At 68.3% G+C, this 17,969-nt stretch carries 18 protein-coding genes and 1 tRNA gene; 10 read left to right on the top strand and 9 right to left on the bottom strand.

What is annotated here, in order from left to right; all coding sequences use genetic code 11:
• Positions 1–201 precede the first annotated feature (201 nt).
• A complete protein-coding gene (locus AC1DDH_RS00280) occupies positions 202–1,203 on the bottom strand; it encodes a hypothetical protein (RefSeq protein ID WP_476954591.1) in 1,002 nt (333 codons plus the stop codon).
• 372 nt (positions 1,204–1,575) lie between these two features.
• On the opposite strand from AC1DDH_RS00280, the gene pepN reads away from it, so the two are divergent.
• Both pepN and AC1DDH_RS00270 read left to right on the top strand, forming a co-directional pair.
• Positions 1,576–4,131, top strand: coding sequence for an aminopeptidase N (pepN, locus tag AC1DDH_RS00275; RefSeq protein ID WP_476954590.1), 2,556 nt, complete (start codon positions 1,576–1,578; stop codon positions 4,129–4,131).
• An 86-nt stretch (positions 4,132–4,217) separates the two neighbouring features.
• A complete protein-coding gene (locus AC1DDH_RS00270; protein WP_476954589.1) occupies positions 4,218–4,703 on the top strand; it encodes an OsmC family protein in 486 nt (161 codons plus the stop codon).
• A gap of 7 nt (positions 4,704–4,710) precedes the next feature.
• Here AC1DDH_RS00270 and AC1DDH_RS00265 read toward each other — a convergent pair whose 3' ends face one another.
• Positions 4,711–5,736, bottom strand: a complete 1,026-nt coding sequence (locus AC1DDH_RS00265) for an NAD-dependent epimerase/dehydratase family protein (protein WP_476954588.1) — start codon at positions 5,734–5,736, stop codon at positions 4,711–4,713.
• A 137-nt stretch (positions 5,737–5,873) separates the two neighbouring features.
• Here AC1DDH_RS00265 and AC1DDH_RS00260 point away from each other — a divergent pair, with 137 nt between their 5' ends.
• Entirely contained in the window at positions 5,874–6,533 is a 660-nt protein-coding gene (locus AC1DDH_RS00260; protein ID WP_028277840.1) for a mechanosensitive ion channel family protein, read from the top strand.
• A gap of 4 nt (positions 6,534–6,537) precedes the next feature.
• Positions 6,538–6,996: a globin gene (locus tag AC1DDH_RS00255; RefSeq protein WP_476873720.1), complete on the top strand. Its 459-nt coding sequence runs from the start codon at positions 6,538–6,540 to the stop codon at positions 6,994–6,996.
• Positions 6,997–7,018: 22 nt separating this feature from the next.
• Here the strand turns inward: AC1DDH_RS00255 and AC1DDH_RS00250 are convergent, their stop codons facing one another.
• Positions 7,019–7,678, bottom strand: coding sequence for a DUF8185 domain-containing protein (locus AC1DDH_RS00250; protein WP_476856923.1), 660 nt, complete (start codon positions 7,676–7,678; stop codon positions 7,019–7,021).
• 62 nt (positions 7,679–7,740) lie between these two features.
• On the opposite strand from AC1DDH_RS00250, the gene AC1DDH_RS00245 reads away from it, so the two are divergent.
• A complete protein-coding gene (locus tag AC1DDH_RS00245) occupies positions 7,741–8,703 on the top strand; it encodes an acyl-CoA thioesterase (protein ID WP_476873719.1) in 963 nt (320 codons plus the stop codon).
• Positions 8,704–8,890: 187 nt separating this feature from the next.
• Here the strand turns inward: AC1DDH_RS00245 and ettA are convergent, their stop codons facing one another.
• Both ettA and AC1DDH_RS00235 read right to left on the bottom strand, forming a co-directional pair.
• The gene (gene ettA / locus AC1DDH_RS00240) at positions 8,891–10,573 is read right to left on the bottom strand and encodes an energy-dependent translational throttle protein EttA (RefSeq protein WP_026266424.1); all 1,683 of its coding nucleotides are present in this window, start codon (positions 10,571–10,573) and stop codon (positions 8,891–8,893) included.
• 83 nt (positions 10,574–10,656) lie between these two features.
• Entirely contained in the window at positions 10,657–10,938 is a 282-nt protein-coding gene (locus AC1DDH_RS00235; RefSeq protein WP_476858309.1) for a DUF6993 domain-containing protein, read from the bottom strand.
• On the opposite strand from AC1DDH_RS00235, the gene AC1DDH_RS00230 reads away from it, so the two are divergent.
• On the top strand, positions 10,937–11,059 hold the full coding sequence (locus AC1DDH_RS00230) for a hypothetical protein (RefSeq protein ID WP_476954587.1): 123 nt from the start codon (positions 10,937–10,939) through the stop codon (positions 11,057–11,059). The genes AC1DDH_RS00235 and AC1DDH_RS00230 overlap by 2 nt on opposite strands.
• A gap of 260 nt (positions 11,060–11,319) precedes the next feature.
• On the opposite strand, the gene AC1DDH_RS00225 is transcribed toward AC1DDH_RS00230, so the two are convergent.
• Positions 11,320–11,892, bottom strand: coding sequence for a single-stranded DNA-binding protein (locus AC1DDH_RS00225; RefSeq protein ID WP_476849003.1), 573 nt, complete (start codon positions 11,890–11,892; stop codon positions 11,320–11,322).
• A gap of 245 nt (positions 11,893–12,137) precedes the next feature.
• Between AC1DDH_RS00225 and AC1DDH_RS00220 the strand changes: the two genes are divergently transcribed.
• Positions 12,138–12,210: transfer RNA gene (locus tag AC1DDH_RS00220), tRNA-Arg, on the top strand.
• A 76-nt stretch (positions 12,211–12,286) separates the two neighbouring features.
• Here AC1DDH_RS00220 and AC1DDH_RS00215 read toward each other — a convergent pair.
• A complete protein-coding gene (locus tag AC1DDH_RS00215) occupies positions 12,287–13,303 on the bottom strand; it encodes a magnesium and cobalt transport protein CorA (protein WP_243177208.1) in 1,017 nt (338 codons plus the stop codon).
• 316 nt (positions 13,304–13,619) lie between these two features.
• On the opposite strand from AC1DDH_RS00215, the gene AC1DDH_RS00210 reads away from it, so the two are divergent.
• Positions 13,620–14,123, top strand: coding sequence for a LapA family protein (locus tag AC1DDH_RS00210; RefSeq protein ID WP_230008539.1), 504 nt, complete (start codon positions 13,620–13,622; stop codon positions 14,121–14,123).
• 31 nt (positions 14,124–14,154) lie between these two features.
• The gene (locus AC1DDH_RS00205; RefSeq protein ID WP_476954586.1) at positions 14,155–14,802 is read left to right on the top strand and encodes a GNAT family N-acetyltransferase; all 648 of its coding nucleotides are present in this window, start codon (positions 14,155–14,157) and stop codon (positions 14,800–14,802) included.
• Here AC1DDH_RS00205 and map read toward each other — a convergent pair.
• Positions 14,799–15,566: a type I methionyl aminopeptidase gene (map, locus tag AC1DDH_RS00200; protein WP_476856927.1), complete on the bottom strand. Its 768-nt coding sequence runs from the start codon at positions 15,564–15,566 to the stop codon at positions 14,799–14,801. The genes AC1DDH_RS00205 and map overlap by 4 nt on opposite strands.
• Before the next feature lie 78 nt (positions 15,567–15,644).
• On the opposite strand from map, the gene AC1DDH_RS00195 reads away from it, so the two are divergent.
• Positions 15,645–16,328 (top strand): DNA alkylation repair protein, encoded by a 684-nt coding sequence (locus tag AC1DDH_RS00195; protein WP_476856928.1) that lies wholly within the window; start codon positions 15,645–15,647, stop codon positions 16,326–16,328.
• Positions 16,329–16,340: 12 nt separating this feature from the next.
• Here AC1DDH_RS00195 and mptB read toward each other — a convergent pair whose 3' ends face one another.
• On the bottom strand, positions 16,341–17,966 hold the full coding sequence (gene mptB / locus AC1DDH_RS00190) for a polyprenol phosphomannose-dependent alpha 1,6 mannosyltransferase MptB (RefSeq protein ID WP_476954585.1): 1,626 nt from the start codon (positions 17,964–17,966) through the stop codon (positions 16,341–16,343).
• Between the last annotated feature and the right edge of the window lie 3 nt (positions 17,967–17,969).

Raw genomic sequence — 17,969 nt, 5'->3', positions numbered from 1 at the left:
GCGGCGGCCGGGGCGGTTGGGGTCTGGCCCAAGCCTACTAGGCCGGGCCTCCCGGGACCTTGCTGCAGCCCGCCGAACCCCTCACTGGACGGTCGTGTTACACAGGCCCGGCACGCCGTCGTACTCCGCCGTCCTGCTCCACCGGGGACCGACACCGGGGACCGACACCGCCGTGCTACACGGCCGTGCTACACGGCCGTGCTACACGGCGGTGGTCCCGCCGTTCCGCCGGGCCCTGTCCGCCACCCGGGACAGCGTTTGGGCGATATTGTCCGCCGCGGTGGCACTGCCGCCGCTCACCGCCAGCCGGCGCCCGTCCGAGCGGTCGATGACCACCGCGGGGCCGCTGCTGACCAGCATCGCGGTGGTATTGCCATGGGTCCGGTAGCCCCACCCGCCATAGTCCGCCGCCGTGACGTCCCTGGGCGTCGCGGCGTCGATGGCCGCGGCCGGAACTTCCATGACCCGGACGAAGCCTGCCGCGAAGACGTGCAGCCCGCCGCGGTCAACCCGGATCCGGGCCACCAGGAACGCCGCGGCCACCAGGGCCGCCGCCACCAGGAGGACAGACAGCCACGGCACGGCAACGGTCAGGAGGGCGGCCGGCAGAAGCGTTGCGATGCCGAGCATGACGAAGATGGAGCTGCGGGCGTGGACCCAGAGGCTGACCCGGTCCCTGGCCAAATCCGGATCCTGTTCGCGTTCAAGCGCCTGTCGGACGGCGACGTCGTCATCGACGGACCAGCGCTCGTCGGCCTTGAAGACAAACCCCATCACGATGCCCAGGCCGAGGGCCGCGCCGCTGCCGAGGGCCAGGACCGAGGCATCCACATGGGATCCCCGCGCATCGGGCAGGCCCAGCTGGCCCACGAGCACGGCGGCGAGGACTGTGGTGACGAACAGGCTCATGGACAGGCCGGCGCCCATCATTATGCGGCGCATCATCGCGGGGCGCGACAGCGGCACGGCCTGCAGCAGCACGGCCCAGCCAATCACCACGATCAGCGAGGCTCCGGCTCCCGCGACCGTCACGAACGGCGCGAAGTCGGCGGCACCGGCGGCGGTCCAGCGGACGGCCAGCGGCTCGGGCAGATCCGGGCGTACCAGAAGCGCACACACCACGAATCCTGCCGCCAGCATCAGGGGGAAACCGATGGCAAAGCGCAGCGCCCTGGCATCGACGGAGTCACGGATCTTTCCCATGCTCCAACGCTACCGCGGACGCCCCTTGATGGATCTGGGGACGTGCGCGCAGGTCAGGAGGTGGACGGGAAGCAAATGTGGGATCAGGCACGTAGTGCGGCGCCCGGACCTCGCCACGAGCAAGAAGAGACCGCCGGGGCAACGTCAACGTGGCCGCCCCAACCGCACCCATCTGACACGAATGGCCGCCAAGGGCATCGGCTAAGCGGCCATTCGTGGCAAATCGTGGACTGGGCGGAAAGGCCTTGGGGCCGGTTGTGACCGGGCTAACTTGCCAAGGGCCGCTAACGTGAAAGAATAATTTCACAGTATCGCCGGCGGCCGCGGCCGGCCGGCAGTATCCATCTTCTTCTGGAGGCCCCTTTGCCCGGTATGAACCTGACCCGCGCCGAAGCCCGCGAGCGCGCCGCCCTGATCGACGTCGACTCCTACGAGGTCAGCCTGGACCTGACCCGCGGCGAGAAGGTCTTCGGCTCCACCACGGCCGTGAAGTTCCGGGCCAAGCCGGGCTCGTCGACCTTCATCGACGCCGTCACCCACGCCGTGCACAGCGTGAGCCTCAACGGCCGCGAACTGGATCCGGCCGAGGTCTCCGACGGCGTCCGGATCCAGCTCCCGGACCTCGCGGCCGAGAACCACCTGCTGGTGGTCGCCGACGCCCCGTACATGAACACCGGTGAAGGCCTGCACCGCTTCGTGGATCCGGTGGACAACGAGGTCTACCTGTACACCCAGTTCGAGGTCCCGGATTCGCGGCGCATGTTCGCCGTCTTTGAACAGCCCGACCTGAAGGCCAGCTTCACGTTCACCGTCACCGCCCCCTCGCACTGGGATGTCGTGTCCAACTCCCCCACCCCGGTGCCGGTGGAGACCATCCCCGGCGCGGATGGGGGCGCCCGCTCTGTCTGGGAGTTCACGCCGACACCGCGGCTGTCCTCCTATGTCACCGCCCTGATCGCCGGGCCGTACCAGTCGGTGCGCAGCGAGGTCATTTCGGCGGCGGGCAAGGTCACCCCGCTGGGCATCTTCGCCCGCAAGTCGCTCATGCAGTACCTCGATGCGGACAACATCTTCGAACTCACCCGGCAGGGCTTCGAGTTCTTCGAGGCCCAGTTCGGCTGCCCGTACCCGTTCGAGAAGTACGACCAGCTCTTCGTGCCGGAGTTCAACGCCGGCGCCATGGAGAACGCCGGGGCCGTCACCATCCTGGAAGGCTACGTCTTCCGCGGCAAGGTCACCGACGCCCAGGTGGAACGCCGCGCCATCACCGTGCTGCACGAGCTCGCGCACATGTGGTTCGGCGACCTCGTCACCATGCGCTGGTGGAACGACCTCTGGCTCAACGAGTCCTTCGCCGAATACATGTCCCACCTGGCCGCCGTCGAGAACACCGAGTTCGGCCACGCCTGGACCACGTTCGCCTCCGTGGAGAAGTCCTGGGCCTACCGGCAGGATCAGCTGCCCACCACGCACCCGATCTTCGCCGAGATCAACGACCTCCAGGACGTCGAGGTGAACTTCGACGGGATCACCTACGCCAAGGGCGCGTCGGTGCTGCGCCAGCTCGTCGCCTGGGTGGGCCCGGAGCAATTCATGTCCGGGGTGCGGGAGTACTTCAGCAAGCACGCCTGGCAGAACACCGAGCTCAGCGACCTCATGGCCGAACTCGAGAAGGCCAGCGGCCGCGACCTGGAACGGTGGGGGCAGCTCTGGCTGGAGACCGCCGGCGTGAACACCCTGACACCGGAAATCTCGGCGGCCGCGGACGGCACCATCGAGTCCTTCGCCATCGTGCAGTCGGCGATCGAGAGCGAACCGACCCTGCGCCCGCACCGCCTCGCGGTCGGCTTCTACAACCTCAACGGGGCCGGCAAGCTGGAGCGGGTGCACCGCGAGGAGCTCGACGTCGACGGCGAGCGCACCGAAGTTCCGGCCCTGGCCGGCCTGGCCCAGCCGGACCTGATCCTGCTCAATGACGACGACCTCGCCTATGCCAAGGTCCGCCTGGATCCGAAGTCCCTCGCCACCGCAACGGCGCACCTGAAGGACTTCAGCCAGAGCCTCCCCCGCACGCTCGTGTGGGGCTCGGCCTGGGATGCGGCGCGCGACGGCGAGTCCCCGGCCCGCGGGTACGTGGAGCTGATCCTCGCCAACATTGCCGAGGAATCCGATTCCTCCGTGATCCTGGTCCAGCTCCGGCAGCTGGCCACCACGCTGACTTTCTACGTGGCCGAGGAGCACCAGGAGGCGACCGCCGTGGCCGCGGCCGACAAGCTCTGGGAGCTCGCCTCGGCGGTGCCGGCCGGCTCGGACGCCCAGCTGCAGTTCGTGAAGTCCTACGCCCTGCTGGCCCGCAGTGCCGGGCAGCTGGACACGGTCTCGGGGCTGCTGGACGGCTCACTTTCCCTCGATGGGCTGAGCGTGGACCAGGACCTGCGGTGGGAGCTGCTGGCCTCCCTCGTGGCCGGCGGCCGCGCCGGGCAGGAGCGGATCGACGAGGAACTGGAGCACGACAACACCTCCAACGGCCAGAACGCGGCGGCCCTGGCCAAGGCCGCCATCCCCACCCCGGAGGCCAAGGCCGCGGCCTGGGAATCGATTGTGGTCAAGGGCGATCTGTCCAACGCCCTGCAGGGCTCCGCGGTGACCGGCTTTACCCGGGTCCTGGACACGTCCCTGCTCGAGCCGTACGCCGAGAAGTACTTCGAGGCCGTCCCCGGCATCATGGCCAGCCGCACCCACGCGCTGGCCTCGCAGATCGTCGTCGGGCTCTACCCGGCCCAGCTGACCACGCAGGCCACGGTGGACCGCACGGATGAGTTCCTGGCCTCGCTGCCGGAGGGCAGTGCGGCGCTGCGCCGGATGATGCTGGAGAACCGCGACGGCGTTGCCCGCGCCCTGCGCGCCCGCCAGGCCGACGTCGGCTAACGACCAAGGCACCGGACCCCCGAAAGCCTGGAACCCCGGTGCCGCCCCTGTGCGGCGCCGGGGTTCTGTCGTTCTAGGCTGGAGTCATGAGCCTTGACGAACATCACTATGCGCTGACCGTCCGCTGGACCGGGAACCGCGGGGCCGGGACGTCCTCGTACCGCGGTTACTCACGGGACCACGACGTCGAGATCCCCGGGCTGCCGGTGCTGCGCGGCTCGGCCGATCCGACCTTCCACGGGGACCGGGAGCGCTACAACCCCGAACAGCTCCTGCTGGCCGCGCTCTCGCAGTGCCACATGCTCTCCTTCCTGCACGTGGCCGTGAAGCGCGGCGTTGTGGTGACGGCCTACGAGGACCGGGCCGAGGGCCTGATGCGGACCAACAGGGACGGCAGCGGGCAGTTCGAATCCGTCACGCTGAGGCCCCGGGTGACGGTGGCGGAAGCGGCGGCTCCGGATGTCCTCGAGGAACTCCACGTGGAGGCCAACAAGGTCTGTTTCATCGCCCGCAGCGTGAACTTCCCGGTGTTGCACGAGCCGACGGCTGTGGTGGAGGGCCAGGCTGACTGAATAGTTTTCAGGCGGCGCCGTCAGCCGGGTCGGCCGAGGCCTCTGTCCGGTACTCGGACACGAGCCGGCGCTCCGTCTCCGGGCTCATTCCGGCCTTGCGTTCACGGCCGAGTCCGCGGCGGCGTTCATCCGCCAGGGTGTCCCGCAGCGTGTCCATCCAGGGCCGGAGCCGCAGCCCTGCTGTCCGGGCAGCGTCGTTGCTGCGGGTCGCGAAGCCCTCGTGGCCTGGCGGCAGCCACAGCGGCAGCGAGTCCGGGCCGGCCCAGTAGTTCGCACCGTGCGACGCCAGCCAGTCCTCGGGGGCGACAACCACCTCTGAGTCGGCGTCGGCGAGCTGGCGGGCTTCCTCCAGGTAGGCGGCAAAGGGCACCGGCTCACCGACGGCGTTCAGCGCCCCTGTGGTTCCGTTTTCGGCGGCGGTGAGGATCCAGGCCGCGAGGTCGCGGACGTCGATGATCTGGGTGGCGTCGGCGGGGATGTCCGGGACCAGGACGGGATCGTTGTCCCGGGCGAATCGGGCCGGCCAGTACCCGTAGCGGTCGGAGCCGTCCCCGGGGCCGCCGATCAGGCCGGCGCGGCACAGATGCGTCTTGTCCCCTGCCAGTTCCCGGGTCAGGTGCTCGATCGCGGACTTGGCCTCGCCGTAGTTTTCCATGGTCAGTTCCGTGCCCGGGGCCAGCGGCGGGAGCATCTGGGCGTCTTCGGCCTCGCCGGCCACTGAGTGGTCAGCGTAGACCGAGCAGCTGGAGATGAAGGTCCAGTGCCGGGCCGAGCCGGCCAGCGTCTCGAGGGCCTCCCGTGCCTGGGCGGGGTCCCGCGAGACGTCGACGACGGCGTCCCACCCGCTGCTGCCGGCGGCCCCTTGGTACGCGGCCTTCCCCTGCGCGCGGTCCGCGCGCAGCCAGGTGGCGCCGTCGGGCGGCGCGGCGGCGGTACCGCGGGCCAGGCACGTAACGTCGTGACCGGCGGCGAGGGCCTGCCGGGCTATTTCAGCTGACAGGAAGACGGTGCCGCCAACGACCAGGATGCGCATGGGGCCACGCTACGGCGCTAATGTTGAAGTAGACCAGAGCGTTATGCGCCCGGCGAACGCCAGCCGTCTTTCCGGACGCCCAGCCCTGCTGCCGGCCGGCAGCAGGGCTGCAGTAAACAAGGAGTTTTCCCTCACCGATGATCAGCCTGACCACCATCGAACCAATCACCGCGCCGGACATCTCGGCTGTCAACCTGCCAGGTGGCCTCATCAGCCTGGGCATCGGCGTCGCCGTGTGGCTGGTGGCATCCTTCGTGATCACCGGAATCACCAAACGGGTCGCGGCGGGCAGCACACTTTTCAAGAAGTCGCACTTCCGCTGGGTGGCTCCGGCGTTCCGCGCCCTGGACCACGAACGCCGCGTCCAGCGGGCAGAGACTATCGGCGCACTGCTCCGCAGCGTGGTCGGCGTCCTGATCGCCGTCCTCACCATCGTGTACGTGCTCAAGTACCTGAACGTGGACGTGGCTCCCATCCTGACGAGCGTCGGGATCCTCGGTGTGGCGATCGGCTTCGGTGCCCAGCAGTTGATCCGCGACTTCCTCGCCGGCATCTTCATTACCTTCGAGGACCAGTACGGCATTGGCGACATTATCGAGACTTCCGAGGTGGTGGGCACGGTCGAGGCCATGAACCTGCGGATCACCCGGGTCCGGGCCGACGACGGCACCATCTGGTACCTGCGCAACGGCGAAATCCTGCGCGTGGGCAACCGCTCCCAGGGCACATACATTCCGCCCGAGACGTCCCCGGCGGACGAGGCCGACAGCGCACCCCAGCAGAAGGCCGGAGAATAGTGAAATGACGATTCCCAGCGCCAGCGACCCCAGCCAGCCCAGGCAGCTGCTGCAGAACGATCCGTTCAGCCAGCCCGGCTACACGGACAACTTCTATGACGCCGTGGGCGGCCACGAGACATTTGTGAAGCTCATCGACGTCTTCTACGACGGCGTCGCAACAGATCCGCTGTTGCGCGCCATGTACCCGGAAGAGGACCTTGGCCCGGCCAAGCGGCGCTTCCTGATGTTCCTGGAACAGTACTGGGGCGGGCCGACGACGTACGGCGAGGAGCGCGGGCATCCGCGGCTGCGGATGCGCCACATGCCGTTCCGGGTGACGCCGGAGGCCAAGGAGCGCTGGCTGTTCCACATGCGTGCCGCGGTGGATGCCCTGGAACTGCCGCCGCTGTATGAGGGAACGCTCTGGGATTACATGGAGCGGGCAGCCCTGTCCATGGTGAACAGCCCGTCAGAGGCCTGAGTGCGGAGGGCGCCGGAGCTTCCTAGAGCCCGGTGCCGGTCCGGACCAGCACGTGGCCGCGGGTGCCGCTGAGCCGGAACCAGCGCCCGGCGCGGTAGAGCCGTTGTTCGCTCTCTGCCAGGAAACCCAGGGTGAGCGCGGCGAACGCGGCCCCGGCCGGCAGGCCGCCGGCGTCGGGCAGTTCCCGGCCCCAGACCGTTGCCCTGGCGTTGTTGACGATCAGCGCACCGGGCTTGTCCGGAATGATCGCGGCGATCTCCCTGATCCCGGCCTCCGCTGCGGTCCGCAGGGCAGTGTCCTGGACGGTGCCGAGCAGTTCCCAGCCGGCCCGCGGCGCGCCGATCCCGGCCCACGACTCGCTGACGGTCACCGGCGGGACGGGAAGTTCGACGTCGTGCTCCCCCGCCCGTGCCAGGCGGTCCAGCACGGCGGACAGCGGCACTGTCACGTCAGTGTCCGCCGGCTGCGCCAGCGCCATGGTCCGCAGGCCCAGGATGGTGGGGGTGGATTCGCCCAGGAGCCGGGGCCGCAGGACGCAGACGTAGGCGGCCAGGACGGGGCCCGCGGCCTGGAGCCGGATGGCGCCGTCGTCAATGGACCTGGCGCGCGTCGCGAAGGTGCGCAGGTCGTCGAGGTCGCGGGGATCGGTGAACTGCAGGGGCTGGGTTAGGACATCAGACACACTACTGACTCTACCGGCTGCGCTTCTTTGGAGCGGCGCTGGACGCCGTCTAGAGTCAGACCATGACTGAAGCCGAAGCCGGACTGCTGGGGCTCCCGACCCAGGACCCCACCTCCTCGCTCATCCAACTTCTCAACCTCGGCGAGCTCGAGGGCGCCCGGACGGACGAGGACATCTTCATGGGTCCCTCCCAGCAACAGCCCAAGCAGCGCGTCTTTGGCGGCCAGGTGCTGGCGCAGTCCCTGATAGCCGGCAGCCGCACCGTCGATCCGGATCGCAGCGTGCACTCCATGCACGGTTACTTCCTCCGGCCCGGAGACGCCAACAAGCCGATCACCTTCGGTGTGCAGCGACTGCGCGACGGGCGGTCCTTCTCGGCCCGCCGGGTCCACGCCTATCAGGAGGGCATGCCCATCCTGTCGATGATCGCGTCCTTCCAGGCCGAGGACGACGGGATCGAGCACCAGTCCGAGATGCCCGCCGGGATCCCGGACCCCGAATCGCTGCCGAGCACGGCCGACCTGCTGGGCAAGTTCGATCACCCCGTGGCCCGGCACTGGGCCTACGAGCGGCCGTTCGACATCCGCCACGTCGATCCGGCGCTGTATGTCTCGGCCAAGGGACCCCGGGAAGCCCGCAACGCCGTGTGGATGAAGACGTTCGGTCCGATGCCCGACGACGCCGGCCTGCACCGGGCGGCCCTGGCCTACGCGAGCGACTACACTTTGCTCGAATCCATCCTCCGCAAGCACGGCATGAGCTGGATTACGCCGGGGATGTCCGTGGCAAGCCTGGACCACGCCATGTGGTGGCACCGGCCGGTCAGGGTCGACGAGTGGCTCCTGTACGTCCAGGAATCGCCCAGCGCGCAGGGCGCACGGGGCCTCGCGACGGGCAAAATCTTCAGCCGGGACGGCCGGCACGTGGCGACGGTGGCCCAGGAAGGCATGATCCGCGTCCCGAACGACTTCAAAAACACCGACCTGAAGAACACGGAGAAGGGCGCCGTGCAGGCCGCCGTCTGATCGAGGGCGCTGCAGCACCAGATCCGCAAGGCCAAGGGCTGCCAGTACTCCCCAGCAGCGGCTGGCACACGGCGTCAACGGCACACAGGCCCACCGCACACAGGTCCACTGCACACAAAAAGCCGGCTCCCCCTGAAGCAGTTCAGGCGGGAGCCGGCTTTTTCGTGGCGCTGTAAGCCTTGCGGGCTTAGTCGCGGGTGAGGCGGCGGTGGGTTACGCGGTGCGGCTTGGCCGCATCCGGGCCCAGGCGCTCGACCTTGTTCTCCTCGTAGGACTCGAAGTTGCCCTCGAACCAGTACCACTTGGACGGGTTCTCCTCGTCGCCTTCGTAGGCGAGGATGTGGGTGGCCACCCGGTCCAGGAACCAGCGGTCGTGCGAGACGACGACGGCGCAGCCCGGGAATTCGAGCAGGGCGTTTTCGAGGCTGCTGAGGGTTTCGACGTCGAGGTCGTTGGTCGGTTCGTCGAGGAGCAGCAGGTTGCCACCCTGCTTGAGGGTCAGCGCCAGGTTGAGGCGGTTGCGCTCACCACCGGAGAGCACCCCGGCCTTCTTCTGCTGGTCCGGGCCCTTGAAGCCGAAAGCGGCCACGTAGGCGCGGGACGGCATTTCGACGTGGCCGACCTGGATGTAGTCGAGGCCGTCGGAGACGACTTCCCACAGGGTCTTGTTCGGGTCAATGCCGCCGCGGCTCTGGTCGGCGTAGGAGATCTTGACGGAATCGCCGATCTTCAGTTCGCCGCCGTCGAGCGGTTCCAGGCCCACGATGGTCTTGAAGAGGGTCGATTTGCCGACGCCGTTGGGGCCGATGACGCCGACGATGCCGTTGCGGGGCAGGCTGAAGGACAGTCCGTCGATCAGGGTGCGGTCATCAAAGCCCTTCTGGAGCCCCTTGGCCTCCAGCACGAGTCCGCCCAGGCGCGGGCCCGGCGGGATCTGGATCTCTTCGAAGTCGAGCTTGCGGGTACGGTCTGCCTCGGCAGCCATTTCCTCGTAGCGGGCCAGACGGGCCTTGGACTTGGTCTGGCGTCCCTTGGCGTTGGACCGGACCCATTCGAGTTCCTCGGTCAGGCGCTTGGCCTGCTTGGCGTCCTTCTTGCCCTGGACCTCCAGACGGGCGCGCTTCTTCTCCAGGTACGTGGAGTAGTTGCCCTCGTACGGGTACAGGTGGCCGCGGTCGACTTCGGCGATCCACTCGGCCACGTGGTCGAGGAAGTACCGGTCGTGGGTGACGGCAAGGACGGCACCGGAGTAGCTGGAGAGGTGCTGCTCCAGCCACAGCACGCTCTCGGCGTCAAGGTGGTTGGTGGGCTCGTCGAGGAGCAACAGGTCCGGCTTCTGCAGCAGGAGCTTGCACAGCGCGACGCGGCGGCGCTCACCACCGGAGAGCAGGGTGACGTCGGCGTCGGCGGGCGGGCAGCGCAGTGCGTCCATGGCCTGTTCCAGCTGGGAATCGATGTCCCAGGCGTCGGCCGCGTCGATCGCTTCCTGCAGCTGTCCCATTTCCTCGAGGAGGGCATCGTAGTCAGCGTCGGGGCTGGCCATTTCCTCGGAGATCGCGTTGAAGCGCTGGATCTTGCCGTAGATTTCGCCGACGCCTTCCTGGACGTTGCCCAGGACGGTCTTGTCTTCGTTCAGCGGCGGCTCCTGCAGCAGGATGCCTACCGTGTAGCCGGGGCTGAGCCGGGCCTCACCGTTGGAGGGAGTGTCCAGGCCGGCCATGATCTTGAGAATGGTGGACTTACCGGCACCATTCGGGCCGACAACGCCAATCTTGGCCCCCGGGAAGAAGGACATGCTTACGTCATCGAGGATGAGTTTTTCGCCGACAGCCTTACGGGCCTTGGTCATTGTGTAGATAAATTCCGCCATGCCTACAAATCTAGTGGTTCGGGCGGGATATCTCACATTCCGTGAGCCCGGATCGGCCACTTAACGGCGTCCGGGGGTTCGGCTCAGTCCCGGACGCCCACGAGGCAGCCGCCGGAGGCCAGACCCGGCAGCACAGCTACGGTGACGCTGCCGGTGCGGATCTGGGCCACGATGCAGTCGCTGCCGTCGCGCACTCCGGCCTCGACGGCGTCGACAGCCAGGCCGGTGGGCGTCCGCCCGGCTGTGACTTCCACAGCGTCGGCCGGAATCCCTGCCTTAACCAACGACGCGCGGAGGCCCGCCGTTTCGGGCTGACCGCCGGCGCGGATGGCGGCGTTCAGGACCGCCTCGACCGTGGACTTCATGGCGGATTCCCTGTCGGGTTTCAGGCCGGGTTTCGCCACCGGCGACGTCGTGGCTGCCGGTGCCGGCGACGCAGTGGCTGCCGGTGCCGGGGCCGGCGACGTTGCGGAAGGTGTCCCCTGAGAATCCGCCGCTTCAGAAGCCATGGCTCCGCTGCTGCCGGCCGGCGTCGCACAGGCGGAGGCCGAAAGCAGGAGCACCAAGGTTGCGGCGGCCGGAACGGCCCAGCCGCCGCGACGGGCGTCCCCTCCCGCAGTGCGAGTGGGGCCCGCCCGTCCCGCAGCGATCCTGGCGTGTTGCATCGGGCAATTCTGCCACGCGGCAGTGCCGCGTTCCGGTGCCCAGTCCCGGCGTCCACGGCGCTGCCCGCCGGTCTAGCGGATTCAGGCTGCGGCCCCTTTCAGTTCTCCGGTTTCCTGGTCCACCTCCTCCTCCTCACCGCTCTCGTCATGGATGAAGGTCCCGTGGTCGTGGTGGTCGGCACCGTGGTCGCCGTCCCCGTCGTCGTCCCCTGGCTGGCTCTGCGGTCCGCCGCCGTCGCCGTCACCGCTACCGGGCGCGTCTGGGGAACCGGATCCGGCGGCCGCCTGGCTTCCGGCTGCGGCTGAGCGGGTGAAGTTGGCAGAGCCCCACATGAGGTCGTGGCCAACTGACTCCGCGTCAATTTCGGCGACGTGGTAGACCCTGCCGTCCTTCTCCCAGCTCCGCATCTTCAGCCTGCCAACCACGATGACCCGCTGGCCCTTCTTGATGCTGCAGCCAATGTTGCCGGCCAGCTGCCGGTATCCCTGGACGGTGAACCAGTTGGTGTTGCCATCCACCCAGGTGCTGGAGCCGCGGTCGTACCGGCGCTCGGTGGCGCCGAACCGGAAGGACGCCGTGGCCACGCCACCGGGTGTGGTCGAGCTTCTGATCTCCGAGGCGACGAAGCCACGGACCGTAATGTTGTCGCTCATTCTCATGTCCTGTCTCGAATTGTCGTGCCCTGCCGGGCAGTTCCAGCATCCCGCCGTGGACCGTGGCCGGGGAGGACCCGGCTGTGCCATGTGGATAACCGGCTGCCGGCAACGGTGTGGGGACCGTGTTGGGGAGAAGTCAGGGCCGGCAGGGCCAGCCAACCGGACGGCGTTGACCTCCACCGGCCGTCCGGCACTGTAAACTTTTTGAGGCGTCACCGGCAGCAGCCGGTGGGCGCCAGCGCGCCCCAGTAGCTCAGGGGATAGAGCAGCGGCCTTCTAATCCGCCGGTCGGGGGTTCGATTCCCTCCTGGGGCACAAGAGAGCGGCTCTGACCTGCGACAACGCAAGGTCAGGGCCGCTTCCTACGCCAACTCCGATTTCAACCAGAACATCAGATCCACTTGTTGTGTTTGAACGTCAGGAACAGGATCCCGCCCATGCCGAGCATGAGCGCGAGTGCCATCGGATAGCCGAAGATCCAGTCGAGCTCGGGCATGTCGCGGAAGTTCATGCCGTAAATCGACGCGATCAACGTCGGCGCAAACAGGATGGCAGCCCACGACGAGATCCGCTTGACCTGCTCGTTCTGGGCGAAGCTCGACTCCGTCAGGAGCCGCATTTCGTCGTTCTGCCGCTGGGCAACCAGGGCCGCGTTGACGGCCAGGGCGTTCTGCAGCAACGCCCGGAAGGCAGACACCCGCTCCCCCAGCCTGATGGCGTGGTCCAGGACGTCGCGGAAATGATCCTGCAGTTCGGGGTCCGGCACGCCGTCCGGTCCGCCGCCCATGAGGCTCTGCAGGATTCCGGCCAGCGGGGCCGTGGCACGCTGGAACGTGATGACCTGGCGGGAGAGTTCATAGATCCTGCGCGATACGCCGGGGTCGGCAGCGAACAGGTCGTCTTCGATTTCATCGATATCGTTTTCCAGCCCTGCCGCCACCGGCTCGTACTCGTCCACCACCTGGTCCAGGATCGCGTACAACACCGCATCCGGTCCGAGCGCCAGGAACTCCGGCTCGGACTCCATCCGCCGGCGCACCCGGGCCAGGTCGGGAGACTCCGCCCGGCGGACGGTCACCACAAAGTCCGGGCCGGAGAACACATGGATCTCGCCGAACTCGACCTTCTCCACATCGTCCAGGTACCGCGCGGGCCGCAGCACCAGGAACAGCGTCTCGCCATAGTGTTCCAGCTTGGCCCGCTGGTGGCCGGCGAGCGCGTCCTCCACGGCCAGGTGGCTCAGGTCAAATTCCTCGGCCACGGAGCGCAACTCCTGGGCTTCGGGCCGGTAGAGCCCGATCCAGGCCATGCCCTGGCGCTGCCGCAGCAGAAAGTACGTTTCCTCGAGCCCTTCCGGGTCGGCGGTCCGGTGACCGTCCACATAGACGGCGTTGTCAATAATCGTCACGGCCGCGCCTCCTCTTCAAGGCATTCGCTTTGCTGTGACGTTATACCGTCCCCGGGCCGGTGCCAACAGCCTTCACTGCCCCACGAGCGCCGCTGGTTTTCCGGGAAGGACCCCGGAAAGATTGCCTGGAAGAACGACGCCGACGGCGGCCGCCAGGGAGCGCCAAAGCACGATTGCTGGCGCGGGGCGGATCGCCGGACCGTGCCGCCCACTGCCCTGAGCCCCGACAGCCCTCAGCACGCTTAGTATTGAGTGGACTGGCAGGCCGGCAGGGATAGCCTGTGCGCCCTGCCCGCAATCGAAAGGTACGGCCGCCATGACCGAGACACCCCGCAGATTCGACCCCACCAATCCAGACGACGCCCCCACCTCCCCGCACGCGGGGTCCGCTGACGCCACGCCCGCGTCCGCCGAGCAAGGCCTCAGCACCGATGTGGCCGCAACCGGCACCGATGTGGACGCCACGACGGCGGGGCGCGCCGAAACCTCCCGCCCCGAGGAACCCACGGCTCAGGCTCCCGCGCCGGCGCCCGCGCCGGACACGCGCCAGGTCACCCGTGCGGGAATGGTCTGGGCCGCGGTAGCCTGCGCGCTCGTGGTGCTGATCCTGCTGATCGCTTTCATCCTGCAGAATCAGGAGTACGTGCAGGTGAAGTTCTTTGGCCTCGAAGGCTCGGTCCCGCTGGGCATCGCCTTGTTCATCGCGGCCGTCGGCGGCGGCGTTCTGGTCGCCATCGCTGGAGCCGCCCGCATCATCCAGCTCCGGCTCGCCGCGCACCGCGTCCGCCGCCAGGCCAGCCCGGGCACGCACACGCGCTGACGCGGAAACCGCCAGGCGCTACCCTCTTTCCATGCGCGACGCAGAACCCCGGGCCCAGGCAGCCTTCACCACCGCCGCGGCGGACTGGCCCGACGTCGAGCGTCTCTTTGGCGTCCGCGGCGAGCCCTCACGATGCTGGTGCCGGTTCTTTGCCTTGACCGGCCCGCAGTGGTCCGCGTCCACCCCGGAGGAGCGGAAGAACCAGTTGCGGGACAAGTTCGACGGCGCCCAGCCGGCGCCCGGGGTCCTGGCCTTCCGCGACGGTAATCCGGTGGGCTGGTGCGCCGTCGAGCCCCGCGGGTGCTACCCAAGGATCCTGCGCTCGAAGGTGCTGGCGTCGGCCCCTGACGCCGCCCGGGATCCCGGCGTGGACCATGTGTGGTCCGTCAGTTGCTTTGTCGTCTCCCCCGGCCACCGACGGACCGGCGTGGCGGGGGCGTTGCTTGCCGCCGCCGTCGAACACGCCGCCGCGCACGGCGCCACGGTGGTGGAGGGTTATCCGGTCGACCCCGCGCAACGGCCCAAGGCCGGCCCGGCAGACCTCTACCACGGCACGCTGGGACTCTTTTTGGCGGCTGGCTTCACAGTAGTCAGCGGCGAAGTGGTCAGCGGCGCGGTGCCGGGACGCGCCGTCGTCCGCCTGACGGTGCCCCGGCCCGGCAGGGACCGCGGGCGCTAGGGCAGGGTCAGGATCACCGGCCCGTCGGCGGTGATGGCCACGGTGTGTTCGCTGTGCGCGGCGCGGCGGCCGTTCGCTGAGCGGAGGGTCCATTCGTCGTCGTCATGGTAGTAGTCGTCCTTGCGGCCGAGAATCAGCATTGGCTCGATGGCGATGACCAGGCCCTCGGTCAGTTTGATGCCGCGACCGGGACGTCCGTCGTTGGGCACGTGCGGCTCGGCGTGCATGGTCCGGCCGATCCCGTGGCCGCCGTGGTCGGCGAGCAGCCCGTAGCCTGCCCGGCGCGCTGCCCCGCCGATCGCGTAGGCGAGATCCCCCATCTTGTTCCCGATCCTTGCCGCTTCGATCCCCCTGGCCAGGGCGGCGTCCGTGGCGTCGATGAGGGCCTGGTCCACCGGGTCCACGGTCCCCACGATGAAGCTGACTGCCGCATCGCCGCACCACCCGGCCAGGAACGCGCCGCAATCCACGCTCAGGAGGTCCCCGTCCTGGAGCCGGTACTCATTGGGGATGCCGTGCACGACGGCGTCGTTGACGGACGTGCAGATGACCCCCGGGAACGGCACTGACGCCCACCGCGGCCGGTAGTTCAGGAACGCCGGAGTGGCTCCCGCGTCGGCGATTGACGCCGCGGCGACATCGTCCAGTTCCTTGAGCGAAACGCCGACGGCGGCCGCGTCGCGGACCCGGGCGAGGGTGGTGGCGACCACCCGGCCGGCCTCGCGCATCAGTGCGATCTCTTCGGGACTCTTGATCATGGACATGGCTTTCCCTTCCGACGCGGAGCCGCGGCTTGCTGGCTTCAACTCTAAAGCCCGGCGCGGCGTGTCTACAGTGGCCTCATGACCACCACGGAACTCATAGACGCGATCCGCGGCAGCCTCCAGGCTGCTGCCGATCCTGGCCGCGCCGCGGGGGCACAGGCCTACATGAAATCGCAGATGCCATCCCTGGGCGTGCGGGTTCCCGAGGTTCGCAGCATTGTCAGGGCCGCGGCCGCGGACCACCCGCCGGGCAGCCTGGCGGAACTGCAGTCCGCGGTTCTTGTGCTGTGGCGCAACGCCGGCCACCGTGAGGAACGCTACGCCGCGATCGAGCTCACGGGGCTCAAGCCCGCAGCCGGGGAACTGAGCATGCTGGCCCTCTATGAGGAAATCATCCGCACCGGAGCCTGGTGGGACCTGGTGGACGGGGTGGCCCACCGGCTGGGCGCCCTGTTGCAGGCCCACCGGGCAGAACTGACGCCGGTGCTCGAACGCTGGAGCCGGGACGAGGACTTCTGGGTCCGACGGGCCGCGATCACCGCACAGCTGGGGGCGAAGGGCGCCACGGACACGGAGCTCCTGGCCGCTGTGATCGAGGCCAACCTCGAGGACCGGGAGTTCTTCATCCGCAAGGCGATCGGGTGGGCGCTGCGCCAGTACGCCAGGACGGATCCGGCCTGGGTGAAAGCATTCGTGCGGCGGCATGCGGACCAGCTCAGTCCGCTCTCGCGCAAGGAAGCGCTCAGAAATCTGGCGGCTTAGCCAGAATCAGCGCTAGATGATCGGCCGAGTGGTGACCGGCTCGTCCGACTTGGTGAACAGCAGCTTGGTCTTCGGGTCAAGGAAGATCAGGTACAGCGCGAACAGCAACGCAATGATCGCCGCGGCGTTGCGGGCCAGCGCCAGGGCCAGGCCCAGATCCGCGGTCTGCAGGTACGGGAAGACGTCGAGCTGGTCCGAGATCGCGTACACCATGAAGAAGGACACGATGAAGTAGAGCGCCTTGACCTGCCAGTCGTCGCGGATGCCCGTGACGGCGAAGAGCGGGATGAGCCAGACGATGTACCAGGACTGGATCATCGGGGACAGCAGTACGACGGCGGCGAAGGCCAGGGTGAGCCGGCGCATCAGGCGGTCGTAGTCGCCGCGGAAGATCTGCCAGGCGACGATGCCGACGGCGAGCAGCTTGCCGGCGTCGAACGCCCACTTGGCCAGTCCCCAACCGTCGAGCCCGAAGGCGTTGGAGATGGAGGCCACGATCAGGCCCACCAGGCCAACAGGCGCGTACCAGATCCAGATGCTGCCCGGGGCGGACAACCCGTTGATCCAGCCGAAGCCGAAGCCATTGACCCGGCTCATGAGATACAGCAAGGCCAGGCTGATGCCGGCCGTGAGGGCCCAGAAGACGAACTTGCGCGGCCAGCTGGCGCCCTTGCCCGCCCAGAGCAGGCCGATGAACGGCAGGAAAACCACCGTGATGGGCTTGACCGAGATGGAGAGCGTGACCAGCACGATTCCGAGGATGACCCGGCGCGTGGCGCAGTAATAAAGGCCGGCCAGGGCCAGGCCGATCATGAGGGCATCGTTGTGGACGCTGGCGATGAAGTTGGTGAGGAACAGCGGGTTGGCCGCCGTCAGCCACAGGGCCCGGTTCGGGTTCACTCCGTGCAGTTCGGCCAGTTTGGGCACGTAGATCACGCAGAGGACCACGCCCACCAGGGCCGCGATCCGGAACAGCATGATGCTGCCTTCAGGGTGCACGTTGGTGGCCCAGACCACGAACTGTTCGATCCACAGGAACAGTTGCCCGTAGGGGACGGGAGCTTCGGTCCACATTCTGTCGGCGCCCAGCTGGAAGTAGTTGGACAGCGCCGAAATGCCGTTTTCGTAGGGGTTGAAGCCCTCCACCATGAGCCGGCCCTGGCCGATATACGCGTAGACGTCGCGGCTGAACAGCGGCACAGAGAACATCAGCGGCAGCCCCCACGCCGCCGTCGCCTGGAGCGTGGCCTTGCGGGCGCCGGCCCCCCAGACCCGGACGCGCTGGCCGAGCCGCAGCCAGGCGCGGACCAGCAGCATGCCGCCGAAGGCCAGCAGGACAATGCAGAGGGCGACGCCCAGGGCCTCGGTGCGCATAAAGATGAACAGCGGGACGCGGCGGAGTTCGGACGCGGGGGCAAGCCAGCCGACGCCGATCGAACCGATCGTCATGAACAGCGAGCCCAGGAACCCGGCAAGGATCGGGGACCGCGGGTTGTCGACGTCGCCGACGGCCCCTTCCCCCTCAGTGGAGGCCGCAGCCGGGGTGAGCGCGGTCCGGCCGGACGCGGAGGGGCGGGACGTGGACGGGCGGGACGTACCGGCAGCCGTTTCCCCCGCCGCAGGCACAGGCGACGTCATGTC

The sequence above is a fragment of the Arthrobacter sp. 10T425 genome (assembly GCF_056393985.1).
This window is presented reverse-complemented; position numbering and strand designations above follow the sequence as displayed.